Annotated in this window: 19 protein-coding genes; 16 read left to right on the top strand and 3 right to left on the bottom strand. The window is 73.5% G+C overall.

The window, feature by feature from the left end; all coding sequences use genetic code 11:
• Positions 1–57: 57 nt before the first annotated feature.
• Together J2S41_RS27020 and J2S41_RS27015 are read right to left on the bottom strand one after the other, a co-directional pair.
• Positions 58–786 (bottom strand): class I SAM-dependent methyltransferase, encoded by a 729-nt coding sequence (locus tag J2S41_RS27020; RefSeq protein WP_310371692.1) that lies wholly within the window; start codon positions 784–786, stop codon positions 58–60.
• Positions 786–1,853 (bottom strand): glucose-1-phosphate thymidylyltransferase, encoded by a 1,068-nt coding sequence (locus J2S41_RS27015; RefSeq protein ID WP_310371690.1) that lies wholly within the window; start codon positions 1,851–1,853, stop codon positions 786–788. Before J2S41_RS27015 ends, J2S41_RS27020 begins: the two co-directional genes overlap by 1 nt.
• A gap of 147 nt (positions 1,854–2,000) precedes the next feature.
• Between J2S41_RS27015 and J2S41_RS27010 the strand changes: the two genes are divergently transcribed.
• The 11 genes from J2S41_RS27010 to J2S41_RS26960 all read left to right on the top strand — a co-directional run bounded on the left by J2S41_RS27010 (position 2,001) and on the right by J2S41_RS26960 (position 12,579).
• Entirely contained in the window at positions 2,001–2,735 is a 735-nt protein-coding gene (locus J2S41_RS27010; protein ID WP_310371688.1) for a TIGR03936 family radical SAM-associated protein, read from the top strand.
• Positions 2,736–2,909: 174 nt separating this feature from the next.
• Positions 2,910–6,632, top strand: coding sequence for an Rne/Rng family ribonuclease (locus J2S41_RS27005; RefSeq protein WP_310371687.1), 3,723 nt, complete (start codon positions 2,910–2,912; stop codon positions 6,630–6,632).
• Between the two features lie 120 nt (positions 6,633–6,752).
• The gene (locus tag J2S41_RS27000) at positions 6,753–7,307 is read left to right on the top strand and encodes a hypothetical protein (RefSeq protein ID WP_310371684.1); all 555 of its coding nucleotides are present in this window, start codon (positions 6,753–6,755) and stop codon (positions 7,305–7,307) included.
• A 203-nt stretch (positions 7,308–7,510) separates the two neighbouring features.
• Positions 7,511–7,825 (top strand): 50S ribosomal protein L21, encoded by a 315-nt coding sequence (gene rplU, locus J2S41_RS26995; protein WP_310371682.1) that lies wholly within the window; start codon positions 7,511–7,513, stop codon positions 7,823–7,825.
• Positions 7,826–7,837: 12 nt separating this feature from the next.
• The gene (rpmA, locus tag J2S41_RS26990; RefSeq protein WP_310371680.1) at positions 7,838–8,095 is read left to right on the top strand and encodes a 50S ribosomal protein L27; all 258 of its coding nucleotides are present in this window, start codon (positions 7,838–7,840) and stop codon (positions 8,093–8,095) included.
• A gap of 164 nt (positions 8,096–8,259) precedes the next feature.
• On the top strand, positions 8,260–9,750 hold the full coding sequence (gene obgE, locus J2S41_RS26985; RefSeq protein WP_310371679.1) for a GTPase ObgE: 1,491 nt from the start codon (positions 8,260–8,262) through the stop codon (positions 9,748–9,750).
• Positions 9,751–9,817: 67 nt separating this feature from the next.
• Entirely contained in the window at positions 9,818–10,264 is a 447-nt protein-coding gene (locus J2S41_RS26980; protein ID WP_310371677.1) for a GNAT family N-acetyltransferase, read from the top strand.
• 79 nt (positions 10,265–10,343) lie between these two features.
• Positions 10,344–10,745, top strand: a complete 402-nt coding sequence (locus J2S41_RS26975; RefSeq protein WP_310371675.1) for a hypothetical protein — start codon at positions 10,344–10,346, stop codon at positions 10,743–10,745.
• A gap of 295 nt (positions 10,746–11,040) precedes the next feature.
• Positions 11,041–11,301 (top strand): hypothetical protein, encoded by a 261-nt coding sequence (locus J2S41_RS26970; protein WP_310371673.1) that lies wholly within the window; start codon positions 11,041–11,043, stop codon positions 11,299–11,301.
• Entirely contained in the window at positions 11,298–11,831 is a 534-nt protein-coding gene (locus J2S41_RS26965; protein ID WP_310371671.1) for a hypothetical protein, read from the top strand. The genes J2S41_RS26970 and J2S41_RS26965 overlap by 4 nt, the downstream gene beginning before the upstream one ends.
• A gap of 169 nt (positions 11,832–12,000) precedes the next feature.
• Entirely contained in the window at positions 12,001–12,579 is a 579-nt protein-coding gene (locus J2S41_RS26960) for a cellulose binding domain-containing protein (RefSeq protein ID WP_310371669.1), read from the top strand.
• A 15-nt stretch (positions 12,580–12,594) separates the two neighbouring features.
• Here J2S41_RS26960 and J2S41_RS26955 read toward each other — a convergent pair whose 3' ends face one another.
• Positions 12,595–12,822, bottom strand: a complete 228-nt coding sequence (locus J2S41_RS26955) for a DUF397 domain-containing protein (protein ID WP_033340074.1) — start codon at positions 12,820–12,822, stop codon at positions 12,595–12,597.
• 135 nt (positions 12,823–12,957) lie between these two features.
• On the opposite strand from J2S41_RS26955, the gene pepN reads away from it, so the two are divergent.
• The 5 genes from pepN (at position 12,958) to J2S41_RS26930 (ending at position 17,832) form a co-directional block, all read left to right on the top strand.
• Entirely contained in the window at positions 12,958–15,471 is a 2,514-nt protein-coding gene (gene pepN / locus J2S41_RS26950) for an aminopeptidase N (protein WP_310371666.1), read from the top strand.
• Between the two features lie 111 nt (positions 15,472–15,582).
• Positions 15,583–16,179 carry a nicotinate-nucleotide adenylyltransferase gene (gene nadD / locus J2S41_RS26945; RefSeq protein WP_310371664.1) on the top strand — a complete coding sequence of 199 codons (597 nt, stop codon included), beginning with the start codon at positions 15,583–15,585 and terminating at the stop codon, positions 16,177–16,179.
• A gap of 102 nt (positions 16,180–16,281) precedes the next feature.
• The gene (rsfS, locus tag J2S41_RS26940; RefSeq protein WP_310371662.1) at positions 16,282–16,686 is read left to right on the top strand and encodes a ribosome silencing factor; all 405 of its coding nucleotides are present in this window, start codon (positions 16,282–16,284) and stop codon (positions 16,684–16,686) included.
• The gene (locus J2S41_RS26935) at positions 16,683–17,312 is read left to right on the top strand and encodes a histidine phosphatase family protein (RefSeq protein WP_310371661.1); all 630 of its coding nucleotides are present in this window, start codon (positions 16,683–16,685) and stop codon (positions 17,310–17,312) included. The genes rsfS and J2S41_RS26935 overlap by 4 nt, the downstream gene beginning before the upstream one ends.
• Before the next feature lie 37 nt (positions 17,313–17,349).
• Positions 17,350–17,832, top strand: a complete 483-nt coding sequence (locus J2S41_RS26930; protein WP_310371658.1) for a hypothetical protein — start codon at positions 17,350–17,352, stop codon at positions 17,830–17,832.
• The last annotated feature ends 8 nt before the right edge of the window (positions 17,833–17,840 follow it).

The following is a 17,840-nucleotide window of genomic DNA, read 5'->3' as shown; positions in this document are numbered from 1 at the left end:
GACCGGTGCCCGCGGGAGCGGACGGGAGTGGGCACGCCGGAAGCGGGAGATCCGCCTTCAGAAGGGTTTATGGGCCCGTAGGAACAGCGAGACCCCGGGAAGCCCACCGGTGGGAAGGTGGCGTTCGAGGCGGACGACGGCGCCGAGCAGCGTGTTGAGCAGGGGCGGAACGGCGGTCACGTCGTGCCGGAGCGCGGTCTCGCTCGGGCGGGCGGTGGCGGTGCGGCGCAGCGCGACGGCGGGGCGGAGCAGCACGTTCCAGCTCCACAGCGCGTCGACGCGCAGGCCGGCTCCCTCGATCAGTGCGCGCAGGCCGGCGCGGTCGTAGCGGCGGACGTGGCCGCTGAGGTCGTCGAAGGACGACCACAGCCGCATGTCCGCGGGTACGGCGATGAGCGCGGTCCCGCCGGGACGGAGCACCCGGTGGATCTCGGCGGCGGCGAGGTCGTCCTCCGCGATGTGCTCCAGCACGTCGAACGCGACCAGCAGATCGTGACCGCCGGACTCGACCGGCAGATCGCGCGCGTCCGCCCGGATCGCGTCCAGGCCGCGGGCGCGCGCGATCTCCACGCCCTCCGGCAGCTGCTCGGTGGCCAGCACCCGGTAGCCGAAATCGCGCATGACCAGGCAGTTTCCGCCACCGGCGGCGCCGATCTCGATGGCCTGGCGCTGGGGTGGATCGTTGCGCAGCCGTCGAAGCTCGCGGGCGAGCAGCGCGCGGCGCTCGCGGTACCACCAGTGCCGCTCCTCGACCGCGGCGGACGAGCGGATGTCGGCGCCGCGCATCAGGCGCGCAGCCGGACGGTGCTGTGGTCGCCCACGATCAGTTGATGGGCCGCGGGGGTACGCGGTGCGGGCAGCACCCGCGCGTCCCGCCCGATGATCGACTCGCCGATCCGGGAGACGCCGCGGACCGAGGCGTTGTCGAAGACGATCGAGTACTCGATCTCCGCGTCCTCCAGCATGCAGTTGTCCGCGATCGAGGTGAACGGGCCCACGTACGACCGGAGGATCTTGGTGCCGGTGCCGATCACGATGGGGCCGCGCAGCACCGAGTCCTCCACCACGGCGCCGGCCTCCAGCACCACCCGGCCGATGATCTCGGTACGGCCGGCCACCGTGCCGTCCAGCCGCGGCTCGACCGACTCCAGCACCATCCGGTTGCACTCCAGGATGTCCCGCGCCCGGCCGGTGTCCTTCCAGTAGCCGCTGACCAGGTGGGAGTGCACGCGGTGGCCGTGCGCGATCAGCCACTGCACCGCGTCCGTGATCTCCAGCTCGCCGCGCGCGGACGGGCCGATCGCGCGCACCGCCTCGTGGATCGCGGGGCTGAACAGGTAGACGCCGACGATCGCCAGGTCGCTCTCCGGCTCGGCTGGCTTCTCGGTCAGGCCCACGATCTCGCCGCTGCGGCCCAGCGTGGCCACGCCGTACGAGCGCGGGTCGTCCACGGCCGCGAGCAGGATCTGCGCCTCGTAGTCGCCGGCCCGGAACGCGGAGACCAACTCCTGCACGCCGCCGAGCAGGAAGTTGTCGCCGAGGTACATGACGAAGTCGTCGTCGCCGAGGAACTCCCGGGCGATCAGCACGCAGTGGGCGAGCCCGCGCGGCGCGTCCTGCGGGATGTACGTGATCCGCAGGCCGAACCGGGACCCGTCGCCCAGCGCGGCCCGCACCTCCGCGCCGGTCTCGCCGGTGATCACGCCGACCTCGGTGATGCCCGCCTCGCGCACCGCCTCCAGCCCGTAGAAGATCACCGGCTTGTTCGCGACCGGGAACAACTGCTTCGCGGACGTGTGCGTGAGCGGCCGCAGCCGGGTGCCCCGCCCGCCGGCCAGCATCAGAGCCTTCATGCCCGGTTCAACGGGCTGCGTAGGCGGATGGCGACGGCGAGTCGCGTCGCGTCGGCGGTTACGGGAAGATGGGCGGGACCCACCAGAGGACAAAGGAGCACCACGATTCCTCCGAAGCCACAGCCAGAGGGGGGCCAGGCACCCGTTGTGCAGCGGATCCGGATCCGTTATGCCAAGCGCGGCCCGCTCCGGTTCACCTCGCACCGGGACTTCGCGCGCGCGTTCGAGCGGGCCCTGCGCCGCGCGGGCATCCCCATCGCCTTCTCCCAGGGCTTCACGCCCCACCCCAAGATCTCGTACGCCTCCGCGGCGCCGACCGGCGTGGCCAGCGAGGCGGAGTACCTGGAGATCGGCCTCCAGGCGCGCACCGATCCGGAGACGGTACGCGCCGCGCTGGACGCCGCGCTCTCGCCCGGCCTGGACGTGCTCGACGCGGTCGAGGCCGGCCCCGGCAGCCTCGCCGACCGGATCGACGCCTCGCACTGGCGGATCGAGCTGCCCGGGATCACGCCGGAGACGCTCGACCGGGCCGTCACCGCGTTCCGCGACGCGCCGGAGGTGAGTGTCGAACGCCTCACCAAGCAGGGCCGTCGGCAGCTCGACGCCCGTACGCCGGTCACCCGCATCGAGGTGAAATCGGAGGAGGGCGCACCTTCCGGGGTCGGGGCCGCACCGTGTGCGATACTGGACCTTGTCGTGCGGCAGGTCACCCCGTCCGTGCGACCCGATGACGTCCTGTCCGGCCTCCGCGTGGTGGCCGACCTGGAGCCGCCGGTGCCGCCGAGGGCGACCCGGCTGGCGCAGGGCATGCTGACCGCGCAGGGGGAGATCGTCGACCCGCTGGCAGCGGACCGCGACGGGGCAACCATCGGTGGGAGCTAGCCGGGTTTTCCGGTCAGCACTCGTCGGCAGACTTCGGTAGTTCGCGCCTTACGGTTCTCCCGGCCATCGGACGGCGGCGGGAGGGTCGCGCGGCGCGACACCGGAACACTTTTGCGGCGACCCTGCGTGGCAGCGCTCACCCGCGCCCGGGGCCGCCAGAACTGGAGAACGCCCATGCTCGACCAAGAGCCAGAGGGCGGTGAGCGGACCGGTTCCACGCCGGCCGAGAACACCGTCGACAGCACCAACCCCGATGCTCCGGCAGATCCGGACATCCCAGACACGCAGGAGCCGGACCGCCCGGCACCGGTGGATTCCCCCGCGCCGGCCGGCACCGCCGCCGAGGTGCTCGGCGAGACCACCCCGGTGCAGGCCGTGCCGGTGATCGAGGACACGGCCGAGGACGAGACCGTCCCGGCGGACGACGAAATCGCCCCGGCGGTCGGTGAGTCCGTGCCGATCGAGTCGCTGATCGGCGTGGACGCGTCCGGGCCGATGCCGCTGGACGCGGGACCGGCGCCGATGGAGGACGCCGACCCGGGTCCGGTGCGGGTGGAGCCCGCCGCGGCGGACGCGGCGGTGACCAGCGCCGCGTCCTCCGGCGAGGCCGGGCCGGCCGACCCGATCGGCGGCGCGAGCGCGCCGCTGGGGGTGACGGAGGTCATCTCGCCGGTGGTGGTGAGTGAGCCGCCGGCCGAGCCCGACGTTCCGGCGGATGCCGGCGTCTCCGCGGATGCGGACATCGCCGGGTCCGAGGCACCCGCTGCCGTGATCGCGCCCGGCGTCCCGGATGGGACCGCCGAGGCCGGCGTGAGCGCCGAGACCGTCGAGTCCGCGGCCGCCGCCGGCGCGTTCGAGGCCGGACCCGGCGCCGTGCAGGACGCCGGGACCGACGGCCCGATCTCCCCCGAGGCCGTCGCGATCGTCGCCGCCGCCGAGACCTCGGCCGCGCCGGTCAAGGCGACCCGCACCCGGACCCGGACCCGCAAGGCCGCCGTCCCCGCCGCCGAGGGCGAGGGCGAGGACGCGCCCGCCGCCCCCGCGCGCCGCACCCGCACCCGCAAGACCGCGGCCCCGGCGCTCGCCGCCGCCGAGCCGGCCGCGGAGGAGCACGTGGGCGCCGAGTCGCACCCGGAGACGCAGGCGGGCGTGAACCCGGAGATCAGCCCGGTGCCGATCGCGCTGGAGGGCGACGAGCCGCCCGTCGCGCCGGTCAAGGCGACCCGCACGCGTACGCGTACCCGCAAGACCGCCGCCCCCGCGCCCGACGAGCAGCTGCCGATCGTGGTGGTCCCGCTGGACGACGAGCCGGAGGACGAGTCCGGCACCGTCACGCCGGTCGCCGCCGCGACCGGGGAGCCGGCCGAGGCCGGGGAGCCGGCCGAGGCCGAGCCGCGCACCCGCCGCCGGCGCGCCGCGGTGCCGCCGCCGGTGCTGTTCATGGCGCCCGAGCCGGAGCCGGTGGTGCCGGTCACCCGGCGCGCCGAGCCGCCGGCCGCCGTGCTGGTCCCCCCGGCCGAGCCGGTCGCCGCGCCGGTCGCGGAGGACGAGGAGGCGGAGCCGGTCGAGACCACGCGCCGCCGCCGTCGCCGCCGGGGCGCGAGCGCCGAGGTCGCGGAGCCGGAGGAGGACGAGGTCACCGAGGTCCGCGGCCGGGCCGCCGACGCGGACCTGGACGAGACGGACGAGACCGCGGACGACGTCGAGGACGAGCTGGACGGCGAGTCGGACGACGACGACGCGGGCCGCCGCCGTCGCCGCCGTGGCCGCCGTGGCCGTGGCCGTGGCCGGGGCACCGCCGACGACGAGCTCAACGGCGACGAGCCGGTCGAGGCCGACGCGCCGGTGGCCGAGCCGGAGGACGACGAGGACGAGGACGGCGGCGAGCCGATGACCCGCCGTCGCCGCCGCCGGCGCCGCAAGGGCTCGGGCGACGCGGACGAGGCCGACGAGGCGGGCGTCCACACGGTCGTGCGCATCCGTGAGCCGCGCGCCGTCGCCGACGAGGTGCAGGGCGTCTCCGGCTCGACCCGGCTGGAGGCGAAGCGCCAGCGCCGCCGGGACGGCCGTGAGCAGCGCCGGACCCGGCCGCCGATCCTGTCCGAGGCCGAGTTCCTGGCCCGCCGCGAGGCCGTCGACCGGGCCATGGTGGTCCGGCAGAAGGGCGACCGTACGCAGATCGCGGTGCTGGAGGACGGCATCCTGGTCGAGCACTACGTCAGCCGCGGTTCCGCCGGGACCATGGCCGGCAACGTGTACCTCGGCAAGGTGCAGAACGTGCTGCCCAGCATGGAGGCGGCGTTCGTGGACATCGGGCGCGGCCGCAACGCCGTGCTCTACGCCGGCGAGGTCAACTGGGACGCGACCGGCCTGGAGGGCCGCGCCCGCTCGATCGAGCAGGCGCTGCGCTCCGGCGACTCCGTGCTGGTGCAGGTGACCAAGGACCCGATCGGGCACAAGGGCGCGCGGCTGACCAGCCACATCGCGCTCTCCGGCCGGCACCTGGTCTACGTGCCGCACGGCAACGCGTCGGGCATCAGCCGCAAGCTGCCGGACAACGAGCGCAAGCGGCTCCGCGACGTGCTGAAGAAGCTGGTCCCGGACGGTGCCGGCGTGATCGTGCGCACCGCGGCCGAGGGCGCCAGCGAGGACGAACTGGCCCGCGACGTCAAGCGGCTCCAGGCGCAGTGGGAGGACATCCAGGCCCGGGCCGCGGAGGGCGGCGCGCCGGTCGCGCTCTACGAGGAGCCCGACCTGCTGGTACGGGTGGTCCGCGACCTCTTCAACGAGGACTTCCGCGAGGTCACCGTGCAGGGCGAGGACGCCTACCACATGGTGGAGGACTACCTCACCCACGTCTCCCCGGACCTGGTCGACCGCCTGCACCGCTACACCGGCACCGGCGACATCTTCGCGGACAAGCGGATCGACGAGCAGATCCTCAAGGGCCTGGACCGCAAGGTCTTCCTCCCGTCCGGCGGCCACCTGGTGATCGACCGCACCGAGGCGATGACCGTGGTCGACGTCAACACCGGTAAGTACACGGGCGCGGGCGGCAACCTGGAGGAGACGGTCACCCGCAACAACCTGGAGGCGGCCGAGGAGATCGTGCGTCAGCTGCGGCTGCGTGACCTCGGCGGCATCGTGGTCATCGACTTCATCGACATGGTGCTGGAGAGCAACCGCGAGCTGGTGCTGCGCCGGCTGACCGAGTGCCTGGGCCGGGACCGGACCAAGCACCAGGTCACCGAGATCACCTCGCTCGGGCTGGTGCAGATGACCCGGAAGCGGATCGGCGCGGGCCTGCTGGAGGCGTTCAGCGAGACCTGCGATCACTGCAAGGGCCGCGGCCTGATCGTCCACACCGAGCCGGTGGGCGAGAAGCCGAGGAACGGCAACGGCAACGGTCACAGCCACGGCGCGAACGACCGGGTCAAGGCCGTGGCCTCGGCCGCACCGCCGCGCCAGGAGTCCGGGCGCGCGGAGAGCCGGTCCGAGGGCCGTCGGCGCGGGCGGAAGGCGGCGGCCGAGCTGGTGGTGGCCGAGTCCGCGACCGCGCAGGCGGTGCTGGCCGAGCCGGAGACCGCGCCGGAGGACGAGATCGAGCCGATCTCGCCCGCGCCCAGCGGGGTGTCCGGGATCGTGCAGCAGGCCGCCCCGGCGCCGTCACTGTCGGCGTACGAGGCCGCGAGCTACGACGACACCATGGGCTACGACCTCTCCCGGTACGAGAACTCGGCCTACGACGAGGACGACGGCGACGAGGACGACGGCGAGCCGGCGCGGCTGGCCGGTGCCGAGGACCCGGACGCGCTCGGCGAGGACGACGACGCCGAGGGCGGTGCCGGCGGGCGACGCCGGACGCGCCGCGGCACCCGCCGCCGTACCCGCCCCTGACGGCATACCGTCGCAGGCCCGGACCGTGCGCGGTCCGGGCCTGCCGGTGTGCCCGCGCGAGGGCGGCCCGCACGCGCTAGGGTCGACGGCGGTCGACGGCCCCAACCCAGGAGCACCCCCATGACCCGCCCCCGTTCCGCCGCCGCGGCGCTCGCGCTCGCGTCCGTGCTGCTGTTCTCCGCCGCGTGCTCGTCCGGCGAGGAGGAGCCGGCGACCGGCGCGCCGTCCGCCGCCGTGTCCGCGCCGACGAGCGCGTCCACGCCCGCGCCGGGCGCCACCGGCACCGCCGCGCCCGCGACCGGTGCGCCGGCCGGCTCGGTGCCGATCCCGGCGGGCAGCGGCCCGGCCGGCGGCAACGCGCAGGCGGTCTGCGACACCGTGACGAAGGACAGCTCCACCGCGGTGACGGAGTACGTCGGTCAACTGTCCAAGCTCGCCCAGGCCGGCCCGGACACCCCGGAGGGGCGGACGGCCCAGGCCGCGGCGGAGAAGGCGCTGGACGACTGGGAGGCGTCGCTGCGCGCGCAGGCGGGCTCGGCCACGGACGCCCGGCTGAAGGCGGTGCTGACCAACATGGCGTCCCAGGTGGGCACCATGACCGCGGACCTGAACGCGATCGGCGGCGGCCAGGTGGAGCAGCTCCAGGCGATGCTGGACGAGCTCTGCGGCGGCTGACCAGGCCGGTCCCGGCACCCGAGTTGGGAGGCCGGGGGCTGATGGCGTACCCTTGCCGTTGGCGCACCTTCGTGCGCCGCGTTCGCGTGCGCCATTCGGAGGTCATCTCCCGTTCACTGGCACGGCGCGAGCACTGAACCATCCGCCAGCGGTTGCGTCGTCATTCTGCGCGCCGCTTGTCAACGACAGGGAGTCCGCGTCTCATGTACGCGATCGTCAAGACCGGCGGCAAGCAGTACAAGGTCGCCGAGGGCGACGTGATCGAGGTCGAGAAGCTCGTGGGTGAGCCCGGCGACGCGGTGAAGCTCGCGGCGCTGCTCCTCGTTGACGGCGATGACCTGGTGACCGACGCGGCGCAGCTTGCCAAGGTTGCGGTGTCCGGCGAGATCGCCGAGCACACCAAGGGCCCGAAGATCCGGATCCACAAGTTCAAGAACAAGACCGGCTACCACAAGCGCCAGGGGCACCGTCAGCCGCTGACCCGCGTCAAGGTGACCGGAATCTCCAGCGGGAAGTAGGGGCGGCAGCTCATGGCTCACAAAAAGGGTGCTTCCAGCTCGCGTAACGGTCGCGACTCCGCGGCGCAGCGGCTGGGCGTGAAGCGCTTCGGTGGTCAGGTCGTGAAGGCGGGCGAGATCCTGGTCCGTCAGCGCGGCACCAAGTTCCACCCGGGCGAGCTGGTCGGCCGCGGCGGCGACGACACGCTGTTCGCGCTGGCCCACGGGTCGGTCCAGTTCGGCACCACGCGTGGCCGCAAGACGGTCAGCATCGTGCCGGTCGAGGCCTGATCTCGACTTTTCCGAAAGCGGGCCGGGGCTGCGTGCCCCGGCCCGCTTTCTTTCTGGGTTGTATGCGCACGAACCGGAATAGAACCGGCACGGTGCATCCTTGAGTTACCCGGGCGCGCCTCTCGGCGTACCCCCGGATGTTTTTGATCTTTAAGGGGCTGGAAGTGGCGACGTTTGTCGACCGCGTGGTACTGCACCTGCAGGCGGGGAACGGCGGCCACGGCTGCGTCTCGGTGCACCGGGAGAAGTTCAAGCCGCTCGGCGGCCCGGACGGCGGCAACGGCGGGCACGGCGGCAGCGTCCGCCTGGTCGTCGACCCGCAGGTGCACACGCTGCTGGACTTCCACTTCCGGCCGCACATCAAGGCGAAGAACGGCGGCGGCGGCGCGGGCGGCAACCGGGACGGCGCGAACGGCGGCGACCTGGTGCTGAAGGTGCCGGACGGCACGGTGGTGCTCTCCCCGGACGGTGAGGTGCTGGCCGACCTGATCGGCGCGGAGGCCACGTTCGAGGCGGCGCGCGGCGGGCGCGGCGGCCGGGGCAACGCGGCGCTGGCGAACTCGCGGCGCAAGGTGCCCGGCTTCGCGGAGCTGGGCGAGCCCGGCGACACGCTGGACGTGGTGCTGGAGCTCAAGAGCGTCGCCGACGTGGGCCTGGTGGGATTCCCCTCGGCCGGTAAGTCGTCGCTGATCTCGGTGGTCTCCGCGGCCAAGCCGAAGATCGCGGACTACCCGTTCACCACGCTGGTGCCGAACCTGGGCGTGGTCCAGGCCGGCGAGCGCGTGTTCACCATGGCGGACGTGCCCGGCCTGATCCCCGGCGCGGCCACCGGCAAGGGCCTGGGCCTGGAGTTCCTCCGGCACATCGAGCGGTGCGCGGTGCTGGCCCACGTGATCGACTGCGCGGCGCTGGAGACCGAGCGCGACCCGCTGAGCGACATCGACGCGCTGGAGGCGGAGCTGACCCAGTACGGCGGCTTGGCGGACCGGCCGCGCGTGGTGGTGCTCAACAAGATCGACGTGCCGGACGCGCGCGACCTCGCCGAGATCGTCCGGCCGGAGCTGGAGGCGCGCGGGCTGACCGTGTTCGAGGTCAGCACCGTGACCCGCGAGGGACTGCGCGAGCTGACGTTCGCGCTGGCGAAGCTGGTCGAGGAGAACCGGGTGGCGGTCGCGCCGGCCGAGCCGTCACGGATCGTGATCAGGCCGGTCGCGGTGGACGACAGCGGCTTCACGGTCACCCGCGAGGGTGAGCCGGACCCCGAGGCCGAGGAGACGGTCTGGATCGTCCGCGGCCCGCGCCCGGAGCGCTGGGTGCGCCAGACGAACTTCGACAACGACGAGGCGGTCGGCTACCTGGCGGACCGGCTCAACCGGCTCGGCGTCGAGGAGGCGCTGGCCAAGGCCGGTGCCGCCCCGGGCGACGTGGTGCGCATCGCCACCTGGGAGTTCGAGTGGCAGCCGGACGTCGGCGAGTACCTGGCCGGCCCGCGCGGCACCGACCTGCGCCTGGAGGAGAAGAACCACCGGCCCACCGCGGCCGACCGGCTCGCGGCGCGCAAGGCCCGCCGGGTACACACGGTGGTCCCGGAGGAGTCCGCCTGGATCGCGACCCTGGAGTCGGAGAAGGCGGCGGATGCCGAGGGTGAGTGGTAGTGATCACCACAACACCGGGCCATGTTCGCGAAACCTAGTAGAAAACGGGCGTGACTAACCTCGGACCATGTTGATCGAGCCCCGTACCGGCACCGACCCCGAGCTCCACGCGCTCATCCGCGAGCAGCAGCGGGAGCTGGCCTCGGTGAGCGGTGCCGACGAGGTCGGCTATCCGGCGCGCGCGGGCGCGACGTACCTGGTGGGGATCGTCAACGGGCACGCGGTGGCGTGCGGCGCGGTGGTCACGCGCGACCCGGACACCGCCGAGATCAAGCGGATGTACGTGCGGCCGGAGTTCCGCGGCCGCGGCTACTCCCGGGCCATCCTGGCCGAGCTGGAGGAGCTGGCGGCCCGCGCCGGGTACAGCGTGGTGCGCCTGGAGACCGGCGGTTACCTGCCGGTGGCCATGTCGCTCTACCGCAGCGCGGGCTACCGCCCGATCGGGGCGTACGGCGAATACCTCGGCAACCCGCGCAGCGTCTGCTTCGAGAAGCGCCTGCCTGTTCTGGCCTGATTTATCGGGGAATGACGGCCCGAAGCGCGCGCTATCGGGGGATGGCGACGACCGTCCGGCGGTGAAACGATGGTCGACTATGGACGAGACGCGCCTGGACACCCCGGCGGCGATCGACGAGCACCTCACCCGGGTGCTCACCCGTGCCGACCGGGCGCGATACGGAGTGCGTTTCGTGCTCTGCGACCGCGACAACCGCGTGCGCGTGCACTGCCCGGTCGACGCGCCACCGCCGTTCGCGGACGGTGACGGCCCGCGTGGGACGGTCGCCGCGTTCGCGGCCACGCTCGCCGGCGAGCCGCCCGGCGGGGGCGTGCTGATGGTGCTGACCCGGCCCGGTTCCGGCGCGGTGAGCGCCTCCGACCGGGCCTGGTTCCACGCCACCTACGAGGTGTGCCGGGCGGCGCGCGTGCGCGTGCTCGGCGTCTACCTGGTGACCCCCGCCGACCTGCGCGAGATCCTGCTCGACGACGCGCTCTGACCCGCTCCGCGCCGACCGGTCCGGCCCGCTCGGGCCGGCCCCGCGGTGCCGGCCGTCGCGGGTGCCGCCCGCCGGTGCCGTCCGTGCCGGCCGCCGGCGGGGAGGGGCCAGAAAAGGGGGGCCAGCGGTGGTGTGGTGTGCCGGCCCCTGTCGGTGGCTCCTCCGGGAGGGGCGGTGGCGGGTGGAAGGTGGTGCGTGCCGGGGGCGAGGGTCGCGTCCGGTACGGCCGGACCCGCGCGGTGCGGTCGGGCTCATCGGCTACCGGGCGGGCGCGTCGCCCGCCGGAGGGAGACACATGGTGAACGTCACGGTTGTTCATCCCATCCCCGACATCGAGGCCGCGCTGGCCGCGTGCCGGCGGGCCGGGCTGGTCACGATCCGGGCCGGGCAGGGACCGCTCTGGGGGTGGGTCGAGTGTGCGACCGGTGCCCGGCGGATCTCGGTCCCGGTCCGGGCGGACGATCCGGCGCGGCACGGCACCCGGCTCATGATCTTCCTGGACAACCACGTCACGCACCGGGCGCGTGCGGGCCGGCGGGGCGGGAGCGGCCGATGATGCCGGTGTTCCAGTTCCGCATGGTGGTGGACACGCCGCCCACCGAGGCGCAGGCGGTCGCGCTGGTCGGCCTGCCGGACGCGCCCGCGGTCGAGGTCGCGCCGGAGGAGCAGGTGGGCGTGGTGTGGTTCGACCGGTCGGCGCCGCGGCTCGCCACCGCGATCGTCTCGGCCGCGCACGACCTGGAGCGGGTCGGGCTGCGGCCGATCCGGGTGGAGCCGCGCGACCAGGTCACGGTCCCGGAGGCGGCGGCCCGGCTGGGGCGGCCCGCCGAGTGGTTCCGCACCTGGCTGACCGGCACGCTGGGGGAGCCGGGCGCGCCGTCCCCGATGCCGATGCGGCCCGCGGGCCGGGAACGGTTCTTCAGCTGGGACGACGTCGAGGCGTGGGCACGCGAGCGGCTCGACCCGGACCTGCCGGACGGTCCTCCGGTGCTGACCGCGGCCACGCTGGTGCTCCGGCTGCGCCGCTGCGGGCGGGGCGTGGACGGGCTGCCCGAGCTGCTCGACCTGATCGAGGCGCGGCCATAGGCACGCGCCGGCGACCGTCCACGATCGAGGCTCGATCCGGGACGCGCCATGTTCATCCGGGCTCCCGTCCGGCTACCCTCACTCGGTCGTGACGGAACACGTGGATGGGGAGCGCATGCCGGCGAGGCACGGTGGGCGGCGGACGGCGCTGGTCGGTCGGGTCCGGTCGGTGCCGTGGGTGCCGGTCCTGGGCGTGGTCGTGGTGGTGACCGGGCTGCTGGTGGCCGCGCTGACGCTGGTGCCGTTCGACGCCGCGCAGCAGGCCGCCACGCCGTCCGGCGCCGATGAGCCGGTCACGCCGTCCGACCCGGGCCCGGGCTCGCCGGAGCTGTCCCGGGTGCCGGGTCTCGGCGTCCCGACGCCGAGCGGCGTGGGCGAGACCTCACTGATCGCGGGCACGGAGGCGCCCGGCCGGCAACTGACCGACGCCTCCGGCACCTATCGCGTGCTGAACTCCTACGGCGACTCGTTCATCGCCGAGGTGCTGATAACCAACCCCACCACGGGGGTACGGCACTGGTCGCTGCAGATCGAGTTCGAGGACAACGTGGGCGAGCTGCACACGTTCTGGGTGGAGTCCGCGCCGCAGGCGACGATGAGCCGGGACGGCGCGCTCTACACGTTCATCAGCACCGTGCCGCTGAGCGCGGGCGCGTCCGTCTCGCTGCGGCTGCAGTTCAACCGCACGGGTGAGGACGCGCCGCCCCGGCTGTGCACCGTCAACGGCGCGACCTGCGGGATCGCCTGAGCGGCCCGGGCCGGGTCACTCCAGGTCGAACTCGCCGTCCTTGGCGCCCTCGACGAACGCGTCCCACTCGGCCTGGGTGAACACCAGGACGGGACCGTCCGGGTCGGCGCCGTTGCGCATGCCGATCAGGTCGTCGACGAAGGCGACCTCGACGGAGCTTCCGTCGCCGCCCTCGCCCGGCCCGGCCGACTGCCACACCGCGCGGGAGAGGTCGAAGTCGCCCTTGGGGTGAGGCGTGGTCATGAGGTCTCCCTGGGTTCTGGGATTGCGGGGGATCGGTGCTCGACGGATGTGACCGGGCCCGCGTGCGCCACGTCACATCGCGGGATACAGGTTACCCGGAGTTGCCGCCGGGGCCGGAGCGGGGAGGATGGTCCGATGCGCAGCCTGACTCGTGCGGAGGCCGTGGAACGCGCCGCACTGCTGACCGTCGACGGCTACGAGATCCACCTTGACCTCACGGGTGGTCCGGAGCTGTTCCGATCGAGCACCACCATCCGATTCCGGGCCGCGTCGCCCGGACCGACCTTCGCGGAGGTGAAGCCGCACCGGCTCCTCTCCGCCCGGCTCAACGGCACCGACCTGGACGTGGCCACGCTGGACGGCAACCGGCTGCCGCTGGCCGCGCTGCTCACCGGCGACGCGGAGAACGTGCTGACCGTCGAGGCCGAGATGGCGTACACGAACACCGGCGACGGACTGCACCGGTTCGTGGACCCGGCGGACGGCGAGGTGTACCTCTACGGTGGCTCCTTCCTGGACGAGTCGGAGAAGGTGTTCGCCTCGTTCGACCAGCCCGACCTGAAGGCGCCGTTCACGCTCACCGTGCGCGCGCCGGAGGGCTGGCTCGTCGCGGCGAACGGTGCGGAGGCCGCTCGCCAGGACGGGCTCTGGACCTTCGCCACGACGCGGCCGCTGGCCACCTACTTCTTCTCGCTGATCGCGGGCCCGTACCACCTGGTCACCGGCGAGCACGACGGCATCCCGCTGGGGCTGTACTGCCGGGCCTCGCTCGCCGGCGACCTGGACAAGGACGCGGCCGAGATCCTGGACGTCACGGCCCGCTGCCTGGACCGGTTCCACGAGCTGTTCGGGGTGCGCTACCCGTTCGGCAAGTACGACCAGGCGTTCGTGCCCGAGTTCAACGCCGGCGCGATGGAGAACCCGGGCCTGGTCACGTTCCGCGACGACTACGTGTTCCGCTCCGCGGTCACGGAGACCGAGCACGAGCTGCGCGCCACCGTGATCGCGCATGAGATGGCGCACATGTGGTTCGGCGACCTGGTGACCATGCGCTGGTGGGACGACCTGTGGCTGAACGAGTCGTTCGCCGAGCACATGGGCTACCGGGTGATCGCCGAGGTGACCGACCGGCAGACCTGGACCACGTTCGGCATGCGGCGCAAGGGCTGGGGCTACGCGGCCGACCAGCGTCCGTCCACGCACCCGGTGGCGCCAGCCGAGCTGGAGGACTCCGCGCTCGCGTTGCTCAACTTCGACGGCATCTCGTACGCGAAGGGCGCGGCCGTGCTGCGCCAGCTGGTCGCGTTCCTCGGCGACGAGGCGTTCCTGACCGGCCTGCGCGACTACTTCCGGGCGCACGCGTTCGGCAACGCCACGCTGGCCGACCTGCTGGACGCGCTGAGCCGCGCGGCCGGCCGGGACCTGACCGGCTGGGCGGACCTGTGGCTGCGCCGCCCCCAGGTCAACACGCTCACCCCGGAGATCACGCCGGGCCCGGACGGCACCTGGGCCGAGGTCGCCGTCCGGCAGACCGCGCCGCCGGACCACCCGACGCTGCGCCCGCACCGGATCCGGGTCGGGCTCTACGACCGGGTCGGCGCGGAGGTGGTGTGCCGCGAGCGGTTCGAGACCGACCTGACGCCGGAGACCGACGGCGGCCGCACCGTGCTCGACCGGCTCGCCGGGGCGCGCGCGGCCGACCTGCTGCTGCTCAACGACGGCGACCTGACGTACGCGAAGGTGCGGCTCGACGACGCCTCCGCGTCCGCGGTGCCGCTGGTGCTGCCCGGCCTGGAGGACTCGCTTACCCGCGCGGTGATCTGGAGCGCGACGATCGACGCGGTGCAGGACGCGGACCGCCCGGTCGCGGACCTGGTCTCGCTGGTGCTCGCGGCGCTGCCGGCCGAGCGCGAGGTGATCATCGTGGAGGACGTGCTGCTGCTCACCGGCCGGCTGGTCGACCGCTACCTGGACGCGGCGGCCCGGGAGGACGCGCTGCTGCTGGTCGCGACCGCCTGCGACCGGCTGCTGGCCGCCGCGCCGCCCGGCCACTCGCTGCAACTGGCGGCCGCGCGCAGCCTGATCGGCTCCACCCGGGACACGGCCCGGCTGCGGGACTGGCTGGCCGGCCGCGGTGTTCCGGAAGGGCTGGCGGTCGACGCGGACCTGCGCTGGCGCCTGCTGGCCGCGCTGGTGGTGCTGGGCGAGGCCGGCGCGGCGGAGATCGAGGCGGAGTCCGAGCGGGACCGCAGCGCGGCCGGCGAGCTGTGGGCCGGCACGTGCACGGCCGCGCTGCCCGACCCGGCGGCGAAGGAGCGGGCCTGGCAGCGGCTCTACACGGACGAGACGCTCTCCAACCGCATGCTGGTGGCGTACGGGCAGGGCTTCTGGCAGCCGGAGCAGAGCGAGCTGACCGCGCCGTACGTGGAGCGCTACTTCGCGGAGATCCCGGAGGCGGCGCCGCTGCGGTCCGGGTGGTCGGCGGAGCGGCTGGCCGCGCTGACCTTCCCGGCGTACGCGGTGTCGCCGGAGACGCGGGCGGCGTCGGCGCGCCTGCTCGCGCGCGAGGACCTGCATCCGGCGGTACGCCGCGCGGTGACGGACGCGGATGACGACATGCGCCGCGCGCTCCGGTCGCGAGGCCTCTGACGAAGGATTTCCGGCGACGAGGGTGCGGACGCCGTCCGTACCCTCGCTGCCTTTGATCTCGAAGGTCCTGGACGGTTTGCCGGACGGCGTGTCGCGAGGGAAGATCATTCAGTGGCGGAACCTGGGCGGCGGATCGGCATCATGGGCGGCACGTTCGACCCGATCCACAACGGTCACCTGGTCGCGGCCAGCGAGGTCGCGGACCGGTACGGGCTGGACGAGGTGGTCTTCGTCCCGACCGGGCAGCCCTGGCAGAAGGGGCGGCAGGCGGTCACCCCGGCCGAGGACCGCTACCTGATGACCGTGATCGCGACCGCGTCCAACCCGCGCTTCACGGTCAGCCGCGTCGACATCGACCGGCCCGGTCCGACCTACACCGTCGACACGCTGCGTGACCTGCGTGCGATCTACGGGCCGGAGGCGGAGCTGTTCTTCATCACCGGCGCGGACGCGGTGGCGAAGATGCTCTCCTGGAAGGACGCGGAGCGGATGTTCGCGCTGGCCCGGTTCGTCGGCGTCACCCGACCGGGGTTCGAGCTGTCGAACGAGCACCTGCCGGAGGACGCGGTCAGCCTGGTCGAGGTGCCGGCGATGGCGATCTCGTCGACCGCCTGCCGCGCGCGCGTGGTGGCCGGCAAGCCGGTCTGGTACCTGGTCCCGGACGGTGTGGTGCAGTACATCGCCAAACGAGGCCTGTACGCTGGGTAGTTTGTCCCCCTCTGTCCGATCTGGGGATGAAGTGAGGAGACGATCGACCCTCGGTTGTGAGACCCTGGAACGGTTGTTGCTGTACCCATGGAAGGAGCCCGGGTGACGGTACCCGAGCGCGCCCTCGAGCTGGCCCTGACCGCCGCTCAAGCCGCCGCCGACAAGAAGGCCGAGGACGTCGTCGTCATCGACGTCGGCGACCAGCTCGTCATCACCGACGCCTTCGTGATCGCCTCCGCGCCGAACGAGCGGCAGGTGCTCGCGATCGTGGACGCGATCGAGGAGGAGCTGCTCAAGCTGCCGGAGAAGGCGAAGCCGGTCCGCAAGGAGGGTGAACGATCCGGTCGTTGGGTCCTGCTGGACTTCAACGACATCATCGTGCACGTCCAGCACTCCGAGGAGCGCGAGTTCTACGCGCTCGACCGCCTGTGGAAGGACTGCCCGATCGTCCCGTTCGTCGACCGCGACCTGGTCGACGCCGAGGCGGGCGCGGGTTCCGCGGCGTGACCAGACTGATCATCTGGCGGCACGGCAACACCGACTGGAACGCGGCGGGCCGCGTCCAGGGGCAGACCGACGTGCCGCTGAACGATCTCGGCCGTTCGCAGGCCGCCACCGCCGCGCGACTCATCGCCGGTCTGGAGCCGTCCGCGATCTACTCCAGCGATCTGCTGCGCGCCCGGCACACCGCGGACGCGCTGGCCACGCTGGTGAAACTGCCCGTGACCGAGGACCCGCGACTGCGGGAGCGGCACTACGGGCTGTTCCAGGGCCTGACCGACCCGGAGATCGCCGAGGCCCACCCGGAGGCGTTCGCGCGGTGGCGCGGCGGCGATCCGGACGTCGGCGCCGAGGTCGAGCGCAACGACGACGTCGGCAAGCGGGTCGGCGAGTCGCTACGCGAGATCGCCGAGCGGCACCCCGGTGAGGTCGTCGTGGTCGCCACGCACGGCGGCGCCGCGCGGCAGGGCTTCGGTGACGTGCTGGGCTGGCCGTCGGACGTGATGTCGGCGATCCGCCCGCTGCAGAACTGTCACTGGACCGAGCTGGTCGACACGCCGAACCGGGGCTGGCAGTTGCGCGCGCACAACGTGGGGCCGTGGCCGGAGAAGGCGATCCCCGCGCCGGTCTGAGCGGAACCCGGCGCGGGCCGGTAACGTCCCACTCATCATGACCATGCGCCGGTTCTCCCTTCTCGTCGCGGCCGCCGCCCTGCTCTCGGTGGCGGCATGCGCGTCCTCCCCGTCGTCGACCGAGTCCGGGGCGCCGTCGGCCTCGCCCGCGGTCTCGGTCTCACCCGCGGTCTCGGTCTCACCCGCGGCCTCGGTCTCGCCCAGCGCCGCGGACTCCGGACCCTCGGCGGTGCCCGGTGGGCCGGCCGAGCCGGGGCTGCCGATCGAGACGCCGCCGGATATGACCGGCAAGTCGGGCAAGCCGCTGGAGATCACCGTGACCGGCGAGGTGACCGCCGGCGTCGAGCCCGGCTGCCGGCTGATCTCGGACGGCCGCGCGTCGTACCTGCTGATCGGCGGCGACCAGACGATGGCCCGGGTCGGGGCCCGGGTGACCGTCACCGGCACGCTCGCCCAGGACCTGATGAGCACCTGCCAGCAGGGCACGCCGCTCCAGGTGGAGTCCGTGAAACCGGCCTGATCGGCCCG

The organism is Catenuloplanes atrovinosus (assembly GCF_031458235.1).
Taxonomy (GTDB): Bacteria; Actinomycetota; Actinomycetes; order Mycobacteriales; family Micromonosporaceae; genus Catenuloplanes; species Catenuloplanes atrovinosus.
The sequence above is the reverse complement of the archived record's forward strand: the minus strand, read 5'-3'. Positions and strand labels throughout refer to the sequence as shown.

Excerpts from the sequence above, each read along its gene's own strand:
- J2S41_RS27020 (WP_310371692.1), bottom strand. The coding sequence starts at position 786 with ATGCGCGGCGCCGACATCCGCTCGTCCGCCGCGGTCGAGGAGCGGCAC.
- J2S41_RS27015 (WP_310371690.1), bottom strand. The coding sequence starts at position 1,853 with ATGAAGGCTCTGATGCTGGCCGGCGGGCGGGGCACCCGGCTGCGGCCG.
- J2S41_RS27005 (WP_310371687.1), top strand. The coding sequence starts at position 2,910 with ATGCTCGACCAAGAGCCAGAGGGCGGTGAGCGGACCGGTTCCACGCCG.
- J2S41_RS27000 (WP_310371684.1), top strand. The coding sequence starts at position 6,753 with ATGACCCGCCCCCGTTCCGCCGCCGCGGCGCTCGCGCTCGCGTCCGTG.
- rplU (WP_310371682.1), top strand. The coding sequence starts at position 7,511 with ATGTACGCGATCGTCAAGACCGGCGGCAAGCAGTACAAGGTCGCCGAG.
- rpmA (WP_310371680.1), top strand. The coding sequence starts at position 7,838 with ATGGCTCACAAAAAGGGTGCTTCCAGCTCGCGTAACGGTCGCGACTCC.
- J2S41_RS26980 (WP_310371677.1), top strand. The coding sequence starts at position 9,818 with ATGTTGATCGAGCCCCGTACCGGCACCGACCCCGAGCTCCACGCGCTC.
- J2S41_RS26975 (WP_310371675.1), top strand. The coding sequence starts at position 10,344 with ATGGACGAGACGCGCCTGGACACCCCGGCGGCGATCGACGAGCACCTC.
- J2S41_RS26970 (WP_310371673.1), top strand. The coding sequence starts at position 11,041 with ATGGTGAACGTCACGGTTGTTCATCCCATCCCCGACATCGAGGCCGCG.
- J2S41_RS26965 (WP_310371671.1), top strand. The coding sequence starts at position 11,298 with ATGATGCCGGTGTTCCAGTTCCGCATGGTGGTGGACACGCCGCCCACC.
- J2S41_RS26955 (WP_033340074.1), bottom strand. The coding sequence starts at position 12,822 with ATGACCACGCCTCACCCCAAGGGCGACTTCGACCTCTCCCGCGCGGTG.
- pepN (WP_310371666.1), top strand. The coding sequence starts at position 12,958 with ATGCGCAGCCTGACTCGTGCGGAGGCCGTGGAACGCGCCGCACTGCTG.
- J2S41_RS26930 (WP_310371658.1), top strand. The coding sequence starts at position 17,350 with ATGACCATGCGCCGGTTCTCCCTTCTCGTCGCGGCCGCCGCCCTGCTC.